An 18,103-nucleotide genomic window follows, 5' to 3' on the forward strand; every position below is an offset into this window, starting at 1 on the left:
CGTCTTGTTTTGGTGCCCGCATAAAAGCGGGCATTTTTAGTGTGGTTTCCTCCGAGTGGAGGAATTTCCTATCATATAAAAAAGGCTCCCGAATTTGCGGAAGCCTTCTAAGCAGCTGGGCTACAAGGATTCGAACCTTGAAATGACGGAGTCAGAGTCCGTTGCCTTACCATTTGGCGATAGCCCAATAATCAAATCGAATATGAAGTTTTTGAACTGGGCTACAAGGATTCGAACCTTGAAATGACGGAGTCAGAGTCCGTTGCCTTACCATTTGGCGATAGCCCATTGCTGCAACGAGGATTATTATATACGATAGTGTCGATTTGGTCAAGCACTTTTTTCAAAAAATTTTATTTTTTTAATTCTTCCAAAAAAAGAACCGATTCAGCGGATTCCAGAAGATTAAAACAACGGCGGCGGTTCAGTTTTGCCCGCCGCCGTTGTCTGTATCTTTCTGTGTGCTGCTCTCTATACTGGTTTTTGCGTCTTCCGTCTCCTGCTGCTTTGCTTCTGTCATTTTCGCACTGCCTTCGGAAGTTTGCTTCTCATCCGGTGTTTCCGTGCTGGTCCTCGTTTCGGATTCCGCATTCGGATGTCGTTTCTGGCTATTTTCCTGATCGTGTTCTGTTTCTTCCGTTTCCTCATCCGATGCTTCTGAACTCTTCAGTTCATCCGCAATCTCCGGTGCATCAAAATAACCCTTTACCGTGGTTGCCGTGCTGTCGCCCTTGCGTGTGATGCCGCCCAGAACAAAGCTGTAGGTCTTTCCGTCTTCCAGACCACTAACCTCCACAATACAGCTGTCACTCTCGGTCTCGTCTACCATAGCGGAATAAGAATTTCCGTCTTCGTCCCGCACAGAAACGGTCGGATTCTTCCAGCGAACATAATCTTCAAAGTAAATGTAGATGGATCCGTCCTCATAATCCACATAGTCGATCTTCACGCGGCCCTGACGGATTTCTTCATCCGTCTCCGGCTCTGTCTCAGGCTTTGCAGAAGTTTCCGTTTCAGAAATGCTTTCCGCAGCGGCACTGCTTTCCTTCATCTCTTCTGAAATTCCCGTGCCTTCCGCTTCAGACCCGGTGCTGCTCTCTGCGTTCTTCTCTGCTTCCTGTATTGTTTCCGCATGCTGCGCGTTTCCTGATTCCGCATCCTGCGGACTCTTTGCCTTGTCCGCGAACTCACCCAGGTTCAGGGAATCTTTTGCGATCTCCCGGGCAATCTCTTCCATATTCATAGTGGAAAGCCGCCTCATATCAGCCTCGGTAAGGTTCTCATTCTGGCTGATCAGTTCCTTTAAAAAATAGGCTTTGCCATAGGAAATCCCGTAAGTATCTGCCAGCTTGCGGGCCGCATCCTCCTCAATTACCTGCTGGTCATAAACCACCGCTTTTACCTGATTTTCCTGCAGAGTCTGCTCAATGTCTTCCACAACACTGCTGCGCAGAGCCGTTGCTTTTTTGATGCTGTCATTGCTTACCGTAACCAGAATGGCATTGTCCAGATCATCCAGATAGCCGTGGATCACCATGGAACCAATGACCGCATTGACTGCTACATTCAGTTCTACGCCCTTTAAATCCATATCTTCCATAATGGACTCCGCATCCGCATTCAGCGGCTCCGCTTTTAGGATGCGGTTCTTACGGCTAATGGAAAGCTCCACGCTTGGGTTAACATCAATGCCGATCACCGAATCAATCTGACGGTTCTGATACTGGTAATGCCATGCGCCACCCCCGGCTGTCACCAGGCAGAGGCATGCCGCTGCCGCCACAGCCATGCCGCGCATACGCCGCTGCAGGCTTACGATCTTTTCCCGCCCGTCATCAGGCCGTGGCTTTTGCTGCGGCACGGAAAGATCAAGCCTGTCAAAGATATCCGGAGCGAGCGCATCTACCGCGGACTTCAAATGCTGTTCGATTTCCTGGCTGCTCATTTCCCGTTTCTGATACTCCGCTTTCATCTACACTCACTCCCCCTCTCTTAAATAATTCTGCATTTTTTTCATGGCCCGGTTATATTTGGACAAAACCGTAGCCAGCGGAAGGCCCAGACCAGCCGCAACCTCCCGGTGCTTTAACCCGGCAGACGCATGCAAAAGCACGATCTGACGTTCATCCTCTTTTAATATTTCCAGTGCCGCCTTCAGTACAATCGCATCCGTCATATGCTCCAGTGCCGGACACGATTCCCCGGTTTCCTCTCCGGAAAGCTCGTCCAGTCCCACATCCGCAATGCGTTTCTGATCCCGAAACTTCATATAACAAAGATTCCGGGCAATGGTAAACATCCAGGCAAGAGGTTTTCCCTGCGGCTTGTAGCTTCTGGCAGAAGTCCAGATTTTCAGATAGGTCTCCTGCAAAACCTCTTCCGCATCCTGCGGATTTTTCAGGATAGACAGGATAAAGCTGTAGACACTCCTGTTCGTCTCCAGATAAAGCTGGTGAAAGGCTTCCCGGTCACCATGCGCTACCTGTCTCAAAAGTTCCTCTTGATTCAATCGACTGTTCCTTCCTTATAGTTTAATGCGTTCCCGGCAATTCTTATTGCATGAAAATGACAGTTTTTTCAGTTTCTGGTACTGCCATTTTCTTCCTGCTGATAGCTGTTTTCCACCGTGATGATGCAGGCGCAGCGGCTATCCCGCTCCCTCACCCTCTCACAAACCTGGCGCGTCAGCTCCTCCCGCATCTGTTTTGTGTATTCCCGCGGCACTACCAGATCAAAGATCAGATTGATGCGGGCCTGGCTCTGCACAATGCGAAAATCATGCAGGGTCAGCCGGGAATCCAGATGCAGGATCACATCAATGGTCATTTTCTTCAAAATGGCTGCCAGCTCGTTGTCCGTCTCCACCGGGTCCATATGGATGACCAGAAAAATGCCAAGCTTTTCCAGAGCATCCCGCTCAATCTGATCTACCACCGCATGGGAGATTTCAATATCCACTTTGCTTGGTACTTCCGCATGAATGGAAGCCATACTGCGGCTCGGGCCGTAATTATGCACGATCAGATCGTGACTGCCAATGATGCCATCGTAGCTCTCAACAAACGCCGAGATCCGGTGATAAATCTCCGGTTCAATGGCCTGTCCTAAAAGGGGGGCCAGTGTATCCTTCGCAATGTTGACACCCGCAATTAACACCAGAACCGAAACCACCAGTCCAATGATGCCGTCTATGTTAATATGGAAAAAGCGGAACACAAGCAGTGATACGATGGTGGCTGAGGTTGCCCCCACATCCCCCAGGGAATCTGCTGCGGTTGCCATCATCACCGTGGAATTGATCCGCTTTCCCAGCTTTCGGTTGTAAGATGCCATCCACAGCTTGACCAGCACGGAACATACCAGAATTCCTACTGAAAGTGCGCTGAAGCTTAAGGTCTCCGGGTGCAGGATCTTGCCCACTGCCGTCTTTAAAAGAGAAAAGCCCACCTGTATGACCAGAAAGGCCACTACAAAAGCTGCAATGTATTCCATGCGCCCATGTCCAAATGGATGCTCCTCATCAGCCGGCTTTTCCGCCATGCGCACCCCAACAAATCCAATGATGGAGGACGCAGCATCCGACAGGTTGTTGAAGGCATCCGCCATAACGGAGATACTGTTTACCACCAGTCCCGCAAACAGCTTGCCGCCAAACAACAGCAGGTTGCAGCAGATTCCCGTGATACTGGCCAGCATGCCATAAGCCGTCCGCACTTTCACGTTCTCCACATTTTCAAAATCTTTTACAAATCGTCTTACCAGAAAATCCATCATAATGTCTGTTGCGCCATACCTTCCTCATAAAAACATCTTATTGATAAAATACCTGCTGCAGGCAGAGTCCTTCTGCCGGTGCCGTGTATCCGGCCGCCTGACGGTCCAGTGCCGCAAGGATTTCCGGCATACTGCCTGCATCCCGTTTTCCAAGCCCCACCTCAATCAGGGTTCCGGTCAGGATCCGGACCATATTCTGCAAAAATCCGTTTCCCTCAAATTCCAGCTTTACCAGTCCGCTGCCCGCATCCTGCTCCACGGTGATACGGAAAATGGTCCGCACCGTGGATTTTTTCATCTTTTTATTGCCGCAAAAGCTCTTATAATCATGGGTACCGCAGAGCAGATCCGCTGCTGTCTGCATCTTCTTTACATCCAATGCCTGACCCAGTCCGTAACAGATTCTGCGTGAGAATACATCCCGCTTTTCCCCGGTCTCAATCCGGTAGGTATAGATTTTTTTCACGGCACTTAAGCGGCTGTGAAAACGCTCCGGCACCGGAGTCAGTTCTGTTATGGCAATGTCATCCGGGAGATACTGATTCAGATAAGCCCGGATCCATTCAGAAACCGTTTTGTTTTTCCCTGCCGATTCTAAGTTTCCATGCTGCTTTCCGCCAGCCACAGACTCATTTTTCACCGCCATATCCCGCTTCCATCCATCCGGCAGATGGAAATTCGCCACCTGCCCTGCTGCATGCACACCCGCGTCTGTGCGGCCTGACCCATGCACTTCCACCGGAAAACCGGCCATGCGCTCCAGCACCTTTTCCAGCTTGCCCTGTATCGTATTTTCCGTGTTGCCCTGCTTCTGCCAGCCGTCATACCGTGTGCCTTCATATTGTATGATCATTTTATAATTCTGACTCATGGTTTCTCTGCCTCTCCGCAAAATTGCGTTACGCGGTTCACTCGCTGTGTGAACTATAACAATTGCTCCATGACAGTACTCTCGCCGCTGCTGTTTCCGATCAGCCTGCAGCAGATTCTTCCCGTGCTGTCATGAAGCAATTCTCTTTGCGTTCCGCTTTCTCCAGTTCTAACTGTTCCGTTTTTTATTTCAGGATTCCGCAGGCGTCAATCGCCGCAATGCCCTGTTTCAGTTCCGGCTCATCCTGTACCAGAGCCATGCGCACATAGCCCTCTCCGGACGGACCGAAAGCGCTGCCCGGTGTTACCAGGACACCGCTTCGCTTTACGAGTTCCACCGCAAACACCTCGGAGCTTGTGAAGCTTTCCGGAACCGGAGCCCACACGAACATGGTTGCCTCCGGCTTCGGGAACTTCCAGCCAATGTCACTTAAGCCGTCACAGAGCACATCACGGCGCTTCTCATAGGCCGCGCGGGTGGTCTCCACACAAGACTGGTCCCCGGTGATGGCTGCAATGGCTGCCTTCTGAAGCGGAAGGAACATGCCGTAGTCCATATTGGATTTTAACAGTTTTAAATGCTTTACAACTTCCGGATTACCCACGCAGAAACCGATTCTCGCTCCGGCCAGACCGTATGTTTTGGAAAGGGAATTAAACTCTACGCCAACCTCTTTCGCGCCCGGAAAACGAAGGAAGCTTCCACAGTGTCTTCCATCAAAGACCAGTTCACTGTAGGCGTTGTCGTGAAGAACAATGATGTCGTATTTCTTCGCGAACGCGATCAGTTCCTCATAGAAAGAGTCCGGTGCCATCACGGCGGTCGGATTGTTCGGATAAGAAACTACCATGAATTTTGCCCGCTGTGCCACCTCCTCCGGAATGTCGGAAAGACGGATCACATAACCATTCTCTTTTTTCTGCGGCATATAGTAAAGCTCTGCGCCAGCCAGACGCGGTCCATCCGCGAAGACCGGATAGCATGGATCTGGCACCAGCACCAGATCTCCCTCATCCACGATGGACATGGCAATATGGGCCAGTCCCTCCTGGGAACCGAGCAGGGAGCAAATCTCTGTATCCGGGTCCAGGTTCACGCCATAGCGGCGCTCATACCACTGGGAAACGGCCTGTAAGAGATCCTTCTGATCGTTGATGGCGTAAATATAATTGCTTTTATCGGCTGCTTCCTTACAGAGCACATCCAGAATGTGCTGGGCCGGCGGAATGTTCGGCGCGCCGATACTTAAATCCACCACACTCTCTCCTGCCTCCAGCTTCTGGCGTTTGATCTCTGCAAGTCTGGAGAAAACACCTTCTCCAAACCGGTTCATTCTCTCTGCGAATTCCATAATGTTCTCCTCCGTAACCTGGCACATGTCCGCTGCTGTCTGCGCAACTCCAAATCTCCTTGTATCCATATCTATATTTTTCAAAAAGATCAGGCTTATTCTACCACAGTTTTCTTAAAAAGTCTCGACTAACTTTACAATTCTGCGTCTATCCTCTATAGTAAAAAAGAACGGTTTCGGCCTGTTATTGCCAGAAGCGTTCTTACATAAATATCATATGAAAAGGGGACTCATCATCATGCTTACCATCGGATGTCATCTTTCCTCTTCCCGCGGCTACCTCGCCATGGGAAAAGAGGCTGTAAAAATAAACGCCAACACCTTCCAGTTCTTCACCCGCAATCCCCGGGGCGGAAAGGCCAAAGATATTGATCCAGATGATGTTTCCGCATTTCTGGGATTTGCCAGAGAACACGGAATCAGCCGCATTCTCGCCCATGCGCCCTACACCTTAAATGCCTGTTCCGCGGACGAAAAAATCCGTGATTTCGCCCGCCGCACCATGGCAGACGACCTGCTGCGCATGGAATACACGCCTGGAAACTGCTACAATTTCCACCCGGGCAGCCATGTAAAACAGGGCGTGGAAACCGGCATTGCCTATATCACAGACATGCTGAACGCCATCTTAAAGCCAGAGCAGACCACCACCGTTCTTCTGGAAACCATGGCCGGAAAAGGAAGCGAAATCGGAGGCCGCTTTGAAGAACTGCGTGAGATCATCGACCGCGTAGACTTAAACAGCCACCTGGGCATCTGCCTGGATACCTGCCATGTCTGGGATGGTGGCTACGACATCGCAAACCATCTGGACGAAGTTCTCACCGAATTCGACCGCGTGATCGGTCTTAACCGTCTCCGCGCCATCCACTTAAATGACAGCTTAAATCCCCTCGGTGCCCACAAAGACCGCCATGCCCGGATCGGCGAAGGCTGCATCGGACAGGAGGCTCTGATCCGCGTCGTGCAGCACCCGGCACTGAAGGATCTGCCTTTTTATCTGGAGACACCGAATGAGCTGGACGGGTACGCGAAGGAGATTGCGCTGATGCGGGAGCAGGCGGAGTAATGTAAACCAACATGATTACGTCAAAAAAATAGAAGCCATGTGTTACCATTTGGCTTCTATTTTTTCTATGATCCTTATTCTATCCTCTTCACAAAACATTCCTTCTTATAAAACGCGATTCCATAGCACAGAACTTCATTTCCATTTTCCAGAAATTCTTCCGCATAGCTGCGATTCCGAATCTGAGTTAATGCTTCCTCGCATTCCCGTTCAAGCTTTGTTCTGTCTTCTGCGATCTTAACTTCAAAGATCACTACCCGCATGTTGGACGGATCTGCTATCACAATATCACTTCGCCCTGTACCATGTTCCCGATTAGACTCTACCGCATAGCCGATTCCGGTAAAGATTCCCGCAAGAAACGCGTGGTAATAATCTTCCCGGTAATCATGATAGCTGATGGTTTTTCTCAGAAGACGATTCATTTCTGAAATAATCGTCCCCACATCTCCACGCCATATAGCCTCGCCCAAATTCTCCGGTTTCCAGGATGGTGCGCTTTCCATGAACCATTTTACGATCGTATCACGGTAAATTTCCTGAATTTCTTCATTGGGAATCATGAGCGCGGTAAAACCATCCCGGATTCTGTTTCGATCTTCTGGCCGCAAATCTTTCTCCCTGCACCGTGTCAAATATCCGGTCAGATACAGTACACTCCAAAAGTTTTCATCAGAACACCGATCAAAATCATAGGTCAGATTTTCATCGATTTTCTGGATAATATAACCGCCGCCCAATAAGATTTCCAGTTTTGCTGTAATGAGATTCTGCTTATGATCAAGGAAAGAACGAATCACTGCATTGTCACTAGTGTTTCTCCAATAGCTGACCGGCTGGCTGATTTCTTCGTGTTCTTGAAGATCATACACATAATTGAGCACATCCCAGGGACAGTACATGTCAAACTCACCAAAATGATAACCGTCATACCACGCACGAACCCGCTCTGCCTCATTCTGATAACCAGAATCCTCCAGAATCTGTCCTACCTCCTGGCTGGTAAAGCCAAAATATTCATTCAGCCTTGATTTTACAATCGAATCTGAAACAAAATTATTTGTTCCGGTGAAAATACTCTCATTGGATATACGCAGACAGCCTGTCACTACCGCAAAAAGAAGATTGCTGTTATCCTTCACAGAGGTGCTCATCATGGCACGCATCATATCCAGCATCTGGTCGTAATACCCATGCGCGCTTGCCTTTGCCAGCGGCACATCGTATTCATCCAGCAGAAGGATCACCGGCTTTTCGTAATAGTCATGAAGCATCTGCATGATCAGGGAAAGACTTGTTTTCAGCATCGTATCGGTTGTCTTTCCATCCACTACATCGACAAGCTGCAAAAAAATCTTTTTATCAAATGGATTTACTTTCTCGCTTTCTGTCAGATAAAAATACTGCCTGCACAGTTCCGCAATTCTTCTCTGAAGCATACTTTTCGCTGACTCAAAATCAAGCCCATCTACATCTTTTAATGTCAGAAAAACCGTAGGATACTGGTTCATCCAGTTTGCGCAAAGTCCGGAATTTCTGGAAATCGCAAGACCATTAAACAATTCATGGCTGTCTTTCCGGATATCAAAAAAGTTGGCCAGCATACTCATGCCGAGGGTCTTTCCAAAACGGCGCGGACGAGTGATCAGTGTTACCTTAGTGACTTTTGTTTTTACCAGTTTTTCAATCAGTTCCGATTTATCAATAAAGTAATATCCATTTTTGCGTATTTCCGCAAAATCAGAAACACCAACCGGAATATTCAGATTTGCCATCTTGTCACCCACCTTTTCATCATTTTTCAAGCATCTTTCTGGGTTTATGATACCACGAAATAATGATGGCTACAATTCTTATCTTTGGCAAAAAGCGACCGCCCTCTCCCGGTCAGAAACAGCAGATTGCCAAAGGCTTCCACGCTCTGGGATACAGCATCATATCCGACAGCCGCTTTTTCCGCAACGATCCGGAACTCCACTACATTCCCATGATCAACAAAGACGGGACTGCATTTACCAGAAAAACCTGGATGGTTTAGCTTCTGCTTTCCTGCTATTCTACGGTAATAAAAAACACAGCCAGAATGGTACTGGTAAAAGCTGGAAATCATGGCTCTTATCAGTACCGTTCTGGCTGTGTCTATCTTTTCTTAGTGGGGCCAATACAGTAGAAGCCGGTTATCCCGGCATTCCGCGGAGCATAAATATGGGTATACGTGTCCGGCTATGCAGCGACTGGTGTTTGAGGGAGGCGGACATCTTGTCCGACTATCCGCAAACATCTGTCAGCTGCATCGTCCGAACACAATACCCATATTTTGCACAGCGGTATGCCGGGATTACCGGCTTCGGACCTGTAGCGATCTACGCTCTTAAATTTTTATATTGCAATCTTCCTGTAGCTCCTCCAGAAGTACGCCACCTCTGCCGCTCCTGTAATGATCCACGAAAATGCATAAAGCAGATACAGGGATGTCAGCGTGTGGAAATGGGCAAAGATCGTAAATACCCAGATCACACGGAATACACAGGAACCAAGAATGACGATCACTGTAGGTGCGACACTCTTTCCGATTCCGCGGGAGGCTGCGATGGAACAGTCCATAAATGCTGAGATCGCATACGAAAAGGCCATGATGGAAAGCCGTTCCTTTCCCGCATGGATCACGGCAGGCTCTGTTGCAAACAGGGATAAGAACCCATCGCCAAATAAGAAGAAACATCCACCCAGAACCGCTCCGATTGAAAAAGCATATGTCAGGCAGATAAAATAGCTTTTCAATACCCGTTCCTTTTTTCCTGCGCCCAGATTGCGGCTCATGAAGCTGGCGCAGGCTGTATAGAACGCAAACATGGAATTATAGACCAGCGGATCGGTATTGGCTGCTGCCGCATTTCCCGAAACCGTAACTGCGTCAAAGGAATTGACTCCCGCCTGTACAAACAGGTTGGCGATTGCAAAGATTGCCTGCTGCAGTCCTCCGGGAATTCCCAGCATTAAAACAGCCTTACCTGCCATTCTGTGAAAACACACCTTGCGAAGCTGAAGTCTGCAGACATCCCGCCGTCTCCACAGATGATGTAAAACCAGGCCGGCCGATGTATACTGAGCCATGACACTGGCAATAGCCACACCTTCTGCTGCCATATGAAGCCCGATGACAAAGATCAGGTTCATGATCACGTTCAGGACTCCTGCGATAAGCAGATACACCAGCGGCCGTTTGGTGTCACCTCGGGCACTCATAACGCCGTTGCCGAAATTGTAAAGTCCCATGGCAGGCATACCCAGAGAATAGATCTGAAGGTAATTGACCGCACCCTCCATCAGCTCGTCCTTCGTATGCAGAAGAACAAGGAACGCTCTGGAGCTGGTCAGGCCGACCACACAGATCAGAAGTCCGGTCACAAGGCAGATCAGAAAAGAGGAATGGATCGTCTCCTCTGTCTCTTTCTGGTTTCCGGCTCCCAGGCCATGGGCCACGCGGACATTCACGCCAGCGCCCATGCCAATGAGAAATCCGGTAAACAGCGTCACCAGAAGGCTGGTGGAGCCCACCGATCCCAGTGCCCGGTAATCCGCAAAGCGCCCTACAACAGCCACATCGCTTAAATTAAACATGACCTCCAGCAGCTGGGAAAAAATCAGCGGGCAGCTGAACAGAAAGATATTCTTCCACAAGGATCCTTCTGTCATGCTGACCGCAGATGTCTGATTCTTCTTTGAATCCATTTTATTATATTCTTTTAAATTCTGATTACTGCTCATACAGCTTCAAACTCTCCAGGATCATATCAACACACTTTTCTATCCCAAGTTTTCCGCTGTTCAAACTTAAGTGATAGTTTCTTGGGTTTCCCCACTCATTTCCGCTGTAATACTGGTAATAATCGCGGCGTTTCTGATCGATCTGACGCATACGGCTTTCCATCTTTTTTGCAGTCTCCTGCGGCTCTAAAGCCAGCATACGCTCCACGCGCTTCTTCATGCCGGCGCAGATGAATACATGGAATCCATCTTCCACCAGAATATCCGAACAGCGTCCGATGATGACGCATGGGCCCTCCTGAGCCAGTTTTTTGATAATCTGGGACTGGGCCATAAATACCTGGTCTGATACCGGAACTTCATATAGTGGAGAAAACGGATTTACAGACACATAATCGTGATCGATCCGTTCCTTGTTTCCAATCACCTCATCATGGCTGTGAAACACATCTTCCGAAATATTTGTATCCTCCGCTGCCATGGAAATGATCTCTTTATCGTAAAACGGGATGCCAAGCTTTTCCGCCAGACGAAATCCCACCTCACGGCCGCCGCTTCCAAACTCACGGCTTATGGTAATGACTCTGCTCATAATTGTTTCCTCCTCTCCGGTATCGCTTTTTGTTTTACTTTCATTTTTTCGCATGTAAAAACAAAAAAGATTGTGAATGCCGTGCTTTCATCTTAGCATGTTTATCCACAGAAAGCTACCGTTTCCGACAAAATTATGCACAATTTTCCCGCTATTTTCCCTGCATCATACAGCAAACAATACAAATCCGCACCTGCGCTGGAATCAGCTGTCAGGAACCTGGTCAGATTGTTTTGGGCAAAAGCTCAAACGCCAGGCGTTCCTCTCCATTGGCCAGATAAATCTTGCCACATCTGGTAAATCCAATTTTTTCCAGCACATGCTGCATCGGAAGATTATTCCGGTGAGTATCAATCCGCAAATCTCCATGACTGTGCTCTGCGCACCAGTGGATGCAGAAAGAACCAGCCCCCTTCACACGGCCCGGCGCTGCCACCCGGTGCATGACATGATATGTTCCGGTCCCAATCCAGCTTCCCTCATAAATCTTTGCATAATCCGGATCGGGTTCCTCTGAAAAATAGAACACTCCGGCCAATACACCGTCCGCCTCGCAGACATAACTTTTTCCTGCCCGGATATCTGCTTCTATCTGCTCCACCGGCGGATAAGATGTTCCCCACTGCGTGCCATTTCCGGTCGCCTGCATGAAAGCTCTTGCTTCCGCATAGAGTTTTAAAATTTCCGGCAGATCCGTCATCTGGGCGTTTCTGATTTCCATATCGTCAGGTCCTTTCTGATTGCGAATTCTAACATGATTTTCATTTATCCAAGCCCTTTTCCGGCATGCGTCCGGCCGAAAACAGTCTGAGCTATCGGATGAAATTGGTTCTGACCCGCTCTTCCCGGCCGGTCGGCGGTGTAATGCCTGCTGCCTTTCCGGCCTCAATGCACAGGATCATCCAGGCCATATTGCGGCCCATAGTACGCATGGTCTGCAGGCCCTCCAGATCCTGAAGCACCTCCTCCGGCTTGTTGCCATGTACCATATTCCAGTACTGGGATCCAACGGTCATCATATTGCTGATGCCAAAATATTTGTTCAGCACATCAAAGGATGCCGTAGTTCCGCCGCGTCTTGCGGAAAGTACGGCAGCTCCCGGTTTGTACGCAAACGCGCTGCCTGCGGAATAGAACAGCCTGTCCAGGAAAGAAAGCACCCGGCCACTCGGATGCGCATAGTAAACCGGACTTCCGAAAATGAAGCCATCTGCCTCTTTTGCTTTTGCAGCCACAAGATTGACCTGATCATCATCAAATACACAGCGGCCCAGCTTTCCGCAGGAACCGCAGCCGATACAGTCGCGGATAGCATCTTTTCCAAGCTGGATGATCTCAGTCTCCACACCTTCCTCGTTTAATGCCCTTGCCGCCTCACTCAATGCAGTGAAGGTACAGCCATGCTCATTTCCACTTCCATTAATCAGTAATACTTTTGCCATGTGAATATCTCCTTCTATTTGTTTTACAGTCCCGCAGCTCTTACCAGATGCTTCGCCAGCACCGCCGTGGTCACGGCTCCGACACCGCCCGGCACCGGAGTTGCCGCCTGGGCTTTGTCCTGGATGGTATCGTAATCCACATCGCCGCAGAGTTTTCCGTTTTCGTCCACATTGATGCCCACATCAATCACCACAGCATCCTGAGCAACATAATCGCCGTTCAGCATTTTCGCCCGTCCGGCTGCAGCCACCAGGATCTCCGCATTGCGGCAGGTGCCTGCCAGATCTTTGGTTCTGGTATGGCAGATGGTTACTGTGGCATTTTCCTTCACCATTAACATGGAAAGCGGTTTGCCCACAACCATGCTGCGTCCTACGATGGTCACGCGTTTTCCGGTCATCGGGATTTCTGCTGCTTTCAGCACTTCAATGACGGCTTCTGCCGTGCACGGAGCAAAACCGCTGTCATCTCCCTCAAATATCTTTGCGATATTAACCGGGGAGATGCCGTCCAGATCCTTTGCCGGATCGATCATGCCCTCAATATCCTTCTCACAGATCTGCTTCGGCAACGGACGCAGCATCAGGATTCCGGTCACATCCGGGTCCTCATTGATCTTTGTGAACTCTGCCTTGAAATCAGCATCGGTAATATCTGCCGGATACACATAAGACTGCACCCGCAGGCCAAAATTCTCCATCTTTTTGGTGGCACCGCGCTCATAGGACATATCATCCGGATTCTCTCCCACACGGATGATGGCCAGCTTCGGAGCTGCACCCTTGCATTTTGCAAGTGCTGCCTGTACCTCTTCTTTGATCTTTGCAGAAACCTCTGCGCCTTTTAATACTCTCATGGATTTCCTCCCTCGTTCCTTCTGATACTCGCCCACCTGTATTTCAACAGGCACCAGGACGTCAATTCATCAGGTGAGCTGCTCTAACACCTTTTCGTATATTTCGTCTGCTTTCTTTGTTCCGTTTTTAATCAGTTCTCTGGCCTTTGTATTCAGCTCCTCCGCCTTTTCCCGGTTCTTCATGGATTTGGTATTGATATAGACATTCATGACTGCTCCGGTCAATGCGGTGCGGGCAAACTGTACGGCAACGCCTACATCGGACACAGCCATGCGGCTTCCCTTTTCCCCGAGAACCTCCAGAAACGTCAAGGTCTCAACAGCCTTCTCCATCATGTGAAGAGGTACCAGGCTTGCAGCCAGAAGATTTTCCTCCATAATGCGTACCTTCTCCTGCTTTTCTTCCTCGGTGGATGCCGGAAGGGCATAGGCTGCTGCCAGAGGCGCAAAAGCCTTTGCGTCCTGGTCTGCCAGATCCAGAAAATCTTCCTGCAGTGCCTGAAGCTTTCCAAGCAGTTCCTGCATTATTTTTTCTACATCTGCGTATTTTTTCTTTCCAACCGTTAAGTTCGCAACCATCTGTCCCAACGCTGCCGCCAGAGCTCCGCCGATTGCTGATGCTCCGCCGCCGCCCGGAACCGGAGCCTTGGAGGCCAGGCTATTCAGCCAGAGACCCATCAATTCTTTTTCTATCATCAGAGAATCCTTCCTTTTCAAAATATCATTTCACGATTATACCATATCAAAACAAAGAACACCAGTCCTGGAAATAGACTGGTGTTCCTGATTGATTGTCCAAATGGTATTTCTGTATGCTCTTTTTCTCGTTAACCCCGCAGCTGCTCCATCGGATCTTTTCCAAGAATGCCCGGCTCGGTCATGGTGTACGGATCCAGAACGGTGTTTAACTGTTCCTCGTCCATCAGACCCTTCTCCAGGATCAGGTCTCTGACCTGGCGGCCGGTACGCAGCGCTTCTTTTGCAATGTTGGCTGCGGTCTCATAACCCACATACGGACAGATGGCCGTGATGACACCAATGCTGTTCTCCACCTGCCTGCGGCAGTGCTCTTTGTTGGCGGTGATGCCGGTGATGCAGTTATCTACCAGAGTCTTTACTGCATAGGTCAGTGTCTCGATGGACTCAAATAAATTATAGAAAATGATCGGCTCAAACGCATTCAGCTCCAGCTGTCCGGCCTCAGCTGCCATGGTGATGGTCACATCATTTCCGATGATATTGAACGCAACCTGATTCACAACCTCCGGGATAACCGGGTTGATCTTGCCCGGCATAATGGAGGAACCATTCTGTCTCGCTGGAAGATTGATCTCGCCAAAACCGGTTCTCGGACCGGAAGACATCAGTCGCAGGTCATTGGACATCTTGGACAGGTTCACGGCACAGTTTTTCACGATGCCGGACACCGAAGCGTAGCTGTCCAGGTTCTGGGTAGCGTCGATCATATCGTAGGACTGCACCAGCTCCTCGCCGGTCAGCGTGGACATATTTTTTACAACTCGGTGGAAATACTGTACATCCGCATTCAGGCCGGTTCCGATGGCGGTACCGCCCAGGTTCAGGCAGCGGATCTCTTCTTTTGCATTCTCAAAGCGTTTGATATCCCGGCGGATGGCTGATGCGTAAGCGTGGAACTCCTGTCCCAGACGGATCGGCACTGCATCCTGCAACTGGGTGCGTCCCATCTTGATGACAGAATCAAATTCCTGGGCTTTCTGCATCAGCGCCTCTTCCAGGCGTTTCAGCTGTTCCTGGGCATTGCCTAAAAGCTTTAATGCCGCCATCTTGCCGCAGGATGGAAATACATCGTTGGTGGACTGGCCAAAGTTTACATGATCATTGGGGTTTACCAGATTATACTCACCTTTTTTTCCTCCCAGAATTTCAATGGCCCGGTTGGCAATGACTTCGTTGGCATTCATATTTAAGGAAGTTCCCGCACCGCCCTGGATCGGGTCTACAATAAACTGGTCATGCAGCTTTCCGGCAATGATCTCATCGCAGGCCTGGGTGATGGCAGATGCTCTTCTCTTATCCAGCTCTCCTACCTCAAAGTTGGTGATGGCTGCTGCCTTCTTGATCTGTGCCACACTGTTGATCAGCTCCGGGTGCATTTTCAGTCCGGTAATATTAAAGTTCTCATAGGCACGAAGGGTCTGCACACCATAATAGGCATCCTCCGGCACCTCTTTTTCTCCAATGGAATCGTGCTCCAGACGATATTTCTTTCCATCTTCCTGCATCTTTTTATCCTCCTGCATATCATATGAATATGTCTGCTGCCAGACATCATTTCCTCTTGACTTTAGTATAAATTGGCACTACACTATTTTCAAATACTTATAAAATCATACATTTTATAGATTATAATCTATATCAGGAGGATTTATGTTTCAGGGGATGCGCTATGTCTACGAGGTTTACAAAGAAATGAGCTTTTCCAAAGCCGCCCGCAACCTGTTTATCAGCCAGCCGTCTTTGAGTGCCGCAGTCAAAAAAGAGGAAGTCCAGATTGGCTTCCCCATCTTCGACCGCAGTTCCAATCCCATTCAGCTCACCGATCTGGGAAAGGAGTACATCCGATCCATTGAGATCATTATGGATGTGGAAAACGGATTTCAGAATTATATCAACGATATGCGTGAATTAAAAAGCGGATCCCTTTCCATTGGCGGTACCAACCTTTTTACATCCTATGTGCTGCCGCCGCTGATCTCCCGCTTTAATGAGCAGTATCCCCAGGTGCACCTGAATCTGATGGAGGCCACCACCGCGGAACTGACCGAGCGGCTCTTCTCCGGCTCCCTGGATCTTCTGATTGACAACCGGAGTATGGACAGTTCCGTCTACGGTAAACGCTTTTTCTGCGAAGAGCATCTGCTGCTCACGGTTCCGGCTCGCTTTGCAGTCAATGAGACCATGAAAAACTACGCGCTGACCGCCACTGACATCCTGGAAGAACGTCATTTAAACTCCCGTATTCCTCCGGTCTCCCTGGAACATTTTCAGAATGAAAGCTTCCTGCTGTTAAAAGGCGGAAATGACACCCGGGAACGCGCGGACCGGATTTTTCATAACGCCCATTTTCTTCCAAAGGTACGTCTGGAGCTGGACCAGCAGATCACAGCCTACAACCTGTCCCGCCAGGGCATGGGCATCTCCTTCAGTTCCGACACCCTGATCCGCCATGTACCGGATGAGGAGCATCTGGTGTACTACAAGCTAAACCATCAGGATGCCTTCCGGGAAGTAAATTTTTATTACAAGCGCAGCCGGTATATGCCGAAAGTAGTCAGCGCCTTCCTGGATATGATCTAACCAATTGATTCCAATGTTTCCATCTCTCTATATTCCTTATAGATATTTGTCTATATCATCCGGCATTTCATAGTGTATTGATTTTCATAAAACCAAAACCTCCGATCCGGATACAAATTGTATCTCAGAGACTGGAGATGCGGAATACATCCGCCATGTCTGTAAACCACTTCATTTCCCGGGCATAGCGCTGACGGAGCTGCCCGGGATTTTCTGTTCCCTTACCAATATCAAAAAATGCCTGCCCGCTGTGGACTGCAATATACAGCTTCCCGTCCCGGTTCAGATTGATGGAAAATTTCCCAAAAGATCTGTCCGTCAGATTCAGGATCCGCTCTGTCCGGCTGCTGTTCAGGATACGAAGTGCTTCCTGTTCGTTGTCACTGCTCAGATTAAAGCGCTTATCGAAGGTCGCATTTCCGGTCCTGATTGTCTGAGCATGAAACAGTTTATCCATTTTGTCCCGCGGCCAGATGGTAAGCCAGGTCGGAAATTCCTGATCCAGTTCACACAGCATCCACTGACCCGTATAAATCTCCCGCTCATTCTTTTCCCACAGACCGGTCTCCTCACGCTGGAATTCATTTACATCCGTCAGCTTCACGGTACACAGCTCTGCGGTCATACCATGATATGTTCCCCGGATATACCCGCTGCCGCTGCAGTAATTATGGCTGGGCAGCGGAATGTTCGTATCCTCCGCATTTAAAAGATGCGTCGTACTGTTCATTTCTATGTGCTCAAAAACTGTGTTCAGGATATCAGGCGCGATGGTGTCAAAGGTCTGCTGGCTCGCCTTATCTCTGACCCTTCCATGCGTCATCTGCCCCAGGCCAAGCAGCACAGCGCCTGCAATGATTAAGACCATATTTCCGCCCAGAATAATGCCCAGTACAATTACAGCTCCACCCAATAGCGAAAGAAGCTTTCCACCAGCCCTGCCGCCTTTACTCTTATGCAGTTCCTGCGACAACTGCTCATCTGTCATCTTTATCGGTTTTGGGGAATCGAAACCGCTTATTTTTTTCTTCATAAAACTC

17 protein-coding genes and 2 tRNA genes are annotated in these 18,103 nt (G+C 49.2%); 3 read left to right on the forward strand and 16 right to left on the reverse strand.

What is annotated here, in order from left to right; all coding sequences use genetic code 11:
• Positions 1-115: 115 nt before the first annotated feature.
• The 7 genes from DWY84_RS12590 to DWY84_RS12620 form a co-directional block, all read right to left on the reverse strand.
• A tRNA-Gln gene (locus tag DWY84_RS12590) sits at positions 116-187 on the reverse strand.
• 29 nt (positions 188-216) lie between these two features.
• Positions 217-288: transfer RNA gene (locus DWY84_RS12595), tRNA-Gln, on the reverse strand.
• 136 nt (positions 289-424) lie between these two features.
• A complete protein-coding gene (locus tag DWY84_RS12600; RefSeq protein WP_182434953.1) occupies positions 425-1,972 on the reverse strand; it encodes a hypothetical protein in 1,548 nt (515 codons plus the stop codon).
• 6 nt (positions 1,973-1,978) lie between these two features.
• The gene (locus DWY84_RS12605) at positions 1,979-2,491 is read right to left on the reverse strand and encodes an RNA polymerase sigma factor (RefSeq protein WP_243024847.1); all 513 of its coding nucleotides are present in this window, start codon (positions 2,489-2,491) and stop codon (positions 1,979-1,981) included.
• An 86-nt stretch (positions 2,492-2,577) separates the two neighbouring features.
• Positions 2,578-3,774: a cation diffusion facilitator family transporter gene (locus tag DWY84_RS12610; protein ID WP_118533733.1), complete on the reverse strand. Its 1,197-nt coding sequence runs from the start codon at positions 3,772-3,774 to the stop codon at positions 2,578-2,580.
• Between the two features lie 37 nt (positions 3,775-3,811).
• A complete protein-coding gene (truA, locus tag DWY84_RS12615) occupies positions 3,812-4,645 on the reverse strand; it encodes a tRNA pseudouridine(38-40) synthase TruA (protein ID WP_118533734.1) in 834 nt (277 codons plus the stop codon).
• 184 nt (positions 4,646-4,829) lie between these two features.
• Positions 4,830-5,996 carry an aminotransferase class I/II-fold pyridoxal phosphate-dependent enzyme gene (locus DWY84_RS12620; protein ID WP_118533769.1) on the reverse strand — a complete coding sequence of 389 codons (1,167 nt, stop codon included), beginning with the start codon at positions 5,994-5,996 and terminating at the stop codon, positions 4,830-4,832.
• 238 nt (positions 5,997-6,234) lie between these two features.
• Here DWY84_RS12620 and DWY84_RS12625 point away from each other — a divergent pair, with 238 nt between their 5' ends.
• Entirely contained in the window at positions 6,235-7,065 is an 831-nt protein-coding gene (locus tag DWY84_RS12625) for a deoxyribonuclease IV (RefSeq protein ID WP_118533735.1), read from the forward strand.
• Between the two features lie 74 nt (positions 7,066-7,139).
• On the opposite strand, the gene DWY84_RS12630 is transcribed toward DWY84_RS12625, so the two are convergent.
• On the reverse strand, positions 7,140-8,840 hold the full coding sequence (locus DWY84_RS12630) for an AAA family ATPase (RefSeq protein WP_118533770.1): 1,701 nt from the start codon (positions 8,838-8,840) through the stop codon (positions 7,140-7,142).
• Between the two features lie 62 nt (positions 8,841-8,902).
• Here DWY84_RS12630 and DWY84_RS12635 point away from each other — a divergent pair, with 62 nt between their 5' ends.
• Positions 8,903-9,103, forward strand: a complete 201-nt coding sequence (locus tag DWY84_RS12635) for a hypothetical protein (protein WP_118533736.1) — start codon at positions 8,903-8,905, stop codon at positions 9,101-9,103.
• Between the two features lie 341 nt (positions 9,104-9,444).
• Here the strand turns inward: DWY84_RS12635 and DWY84_RS12640 are convergent, their stop codons facing one another.
• The 7 genes from DWY84_RS12640 to aspA all read right to left on the reverse strand — a co-directional run bounded on the left by DWY84_RS12640 (position 9,445) and on the right by aspA (position 15,988).
• A complete protein-coding gene (locus DWY84_RS12640; protein WP_243024848.1) occupies positions 9,445-10,833 on the reverse strand; it encodes an MATE family efflux transporter in 1,389 nt (462 codons plus the stop codon).
• Complete coding sequence (locus DWY84_RS12645) at positions 10,823-11,425, reverse strand: cytidylate kinase-like family protein (protein ID WP_118533737.1); 603 nt, start codon at positions 11,423-11,425, stop codon at positions 10,823-10,825. The genes DWY84_RS12640 and DWY84_RS12645 overlap by 11 nt, the downstream gene beginning before the upstream one ends.
• A gap of 223 nt (positions 11,426-11,648) precedes the next feature.
• Entirely contained in the window at positions 11,649-12,146 is a 498-nt protein-coding gene (locus DWY84_RS12650) for a GNAT family N-acetyltransferase (protein ID WP_118533738.1), read from the reverse strand.
• A gap of 91 nt (positions 12,147-12,237) precedes the next feature.
• Positions 12,238-12,867: a flavodoxin family protein gene (locus DWY84_RS12655; protein ID WP_118533739.1), complete on the reverse strand. Its 630-nt coding sequence runs from the start codon at positions 12,865-12,867 to the stop codon at positions 12,238-12,240.
• Between the two features lie 23 nt (positions 12,868-12,890).
• Positions 12,891-13,724 carry a bifunctional 5,10-methylenetetrahydrofolate dehydrogenase/5,10-methenyltetrahydrofolate cyclohydrolase gene (locus tag DWY84_RS12660; protein ID WP_118533740.1) on the reverse strand — a complete coding sequence of 278 codons (834 nt, stop codon included), beginning with the start codon at positions 13,722-13,724 and terminating at the stop codon, positions 12,891-12,893.
• 69 nt (positions 13,725-13,793) lie between these two features.
• Complete coding sequence (locus tag DWY84_RS12665) at positions 13,794-14,420, reverse strand: cyclodeaminase/cyclohydrolase family protein (protein WP_118533741.1); 627 nt, start codon at positions 14,418-14,420, stop codon at positions 13,794-13,796.
• Between the two features lie 131 nt (positions 14,421-14,551).
• A complete protein-coding gene (gene aspA, locus DWY84_RS12670) occupies positions 14,552-15,988 on the reverse strand; it encodes an aspartate ammonia-lyase (protein WP_118533742.1) in 1,437 nt (478 codons plus the stop codon).
• 145 nt (positions 15,989-16,133) lie between these two features.
• Between aspA and DWY84_RS12675 the strand changes: the two genes are divergently transcribed.
• Positions 16,134-17,063: a LysR family transcriptional regulator gene (locus tag DWY84_RS12675; RefSeq protein ID WP_118533743.1), complete on the forward strand. Its 930-nt coding sequence runs from the start codon at positions 16,134-16,136 to the stop codon at positions 17,061-17,063.
• 124 nt (positions 17,064-17,187) lie between these two features.
• Here the strand turns inward: DWY84_RS12675 and DWY84_RS12680 are convergent, their stop codons facing one another.
• Positions 17,188-18,096: a DUF3137 domain-containing protein gene (locus tag DWY84_RS12680; protein WP_118533744.1), complete on the reverse strand. Its 909-nt coding sequence runs from the start codon at positions 18,094-18,096 to the stop codon at positions 17,188-17,190.
• Positions 18,097-18,103 lie beyond the last annotated feature (7 nt).

This window comes from Clostridium sp. AF27-2AA (assembly GCF_003478505.1).
In the GTDB taxonomy this organism is placed as follows: domain Bacteria; phylum Bacillota; class Clostridia; order Lachnospirales; family Lachnospiraceae; genus Brotaphodocola.

Excerpts from the sequence above, each read along its gene's own strand:
- DWY84_RS12600 (WP_182434953.1), bottom strand. The coding sequence starts at position 1,972 with ATGAAAGCGGAGTATCAGAAACGGGAAATGAGCAGCCAGGAAATCGAA.
- DWY84_RS12610 (WP_118533733.1), bottom strand. The coding sequence starts at position 3,774 with ATGATGGATTTTCTGGTAAGACGATTTGTAAAAGATTTTGAAAATGTG.
- truA (WP_118533734.1), bottom strand. The coding sequence starts at position 4,645 with ATGAGTCAGAATTATAAAATGATCATACAATATGAAGGCACACGGTAT.
- DWY84_RS12620 (WP_118533769.1), bottom strand. The coding sequence starts at position 5,996 with ATGGAATTCGCAGAGAGAATGAACCGGTTTGGAGAAGGTGTTTTCTCC.
- DWY84_RS12625 (WP_118533735.1), top strand. The coding sequence starts at position 6,235 with ATGCTTACCATCGGATGTCATCTTTCCTCTTCCCGCGGCTACCTCGCC.
- DWY84_RS12630 (WP_118533770.1), bottom strand. The coding sequence starts at position 8,840 with ATGGCAAATCTGAATATTCCGGTTGGTGTTTCTGATTTTGCGGAAATA.
- DWY84_RS12635 (WP_118533736.1), top strand. The coding sequence starts at position 8,903 with ATGATGGCTACAATTCTTATCTTTGGCAAAAAGCGACCGCCCTCTCCC.
- DWY84_RS12640 (WP_243024848.1), bottom strand. The coding sequence starts at position 10,833 with ATGAGCAGTAATCAGAATTTAAAAGAATATAATAAAATGGATTCAAAG.
- DWY84_RS12645 (WP_118533737.1), bottom strand. The coding sequence starts at position 11,425 with ATGAGCAGAGTCATTACCATAAGCCGTGAGTTTGGAAGCGGCGGCCGT.
- DWY84_RS12650 (WP_118533738.1), bottom strand. The coding sequence starts at position 12,146 with ATGGAAATCAGAAACGCCCAGATGACGGATCTGCCGGAAATTTTAAAA.
- DWY84_RS12655 (WP_118533739.1), bottom strand. The coding sequence starts at position 12,867 with ATGGCAAAAGTATTACTGATTAATGGAAGTGGAAATGAGCATGGCTGT.
- DWY84_RS12660 (WP_118533740.1), bottom strand. The coding sequence starts at position 13,724 with ATGAGAGTATTAAAAGGCGCAGAGGTTTCTGCAAAGATCAAAGAAGAG.
- DWY84_RS12665 (WP_118533741.1), bottom strand. The coding sequence starts at position 14,420 with ATGATAGAAAAAGAATTGATGGGTCTCTGGCTGAATAGCCTGGCCTCC.
- aspA (WP_118533742.1), bottom strand. The coding sequence starts at position 15,988 with ATGCAGGAAGATGGAAAGAAATATCGTCTGGAGCACGATTCCATTGGA.
- DWY84_RS12675 (WP_118533743.1), top strand. The coding sequence starts at position 16,134 with ATGTTTCAGGGGATGCGCTATGTCTACGAGGTTTACAAAGAAATGAGC.
- DWY84_RS12680 (WP_118533744.1), bottom strand. The coding sequence starts at position 18,096 with ATGAAGAAAAAAATAAGCGGTTTCGATTCCCCAAAACCGATAAAGATG.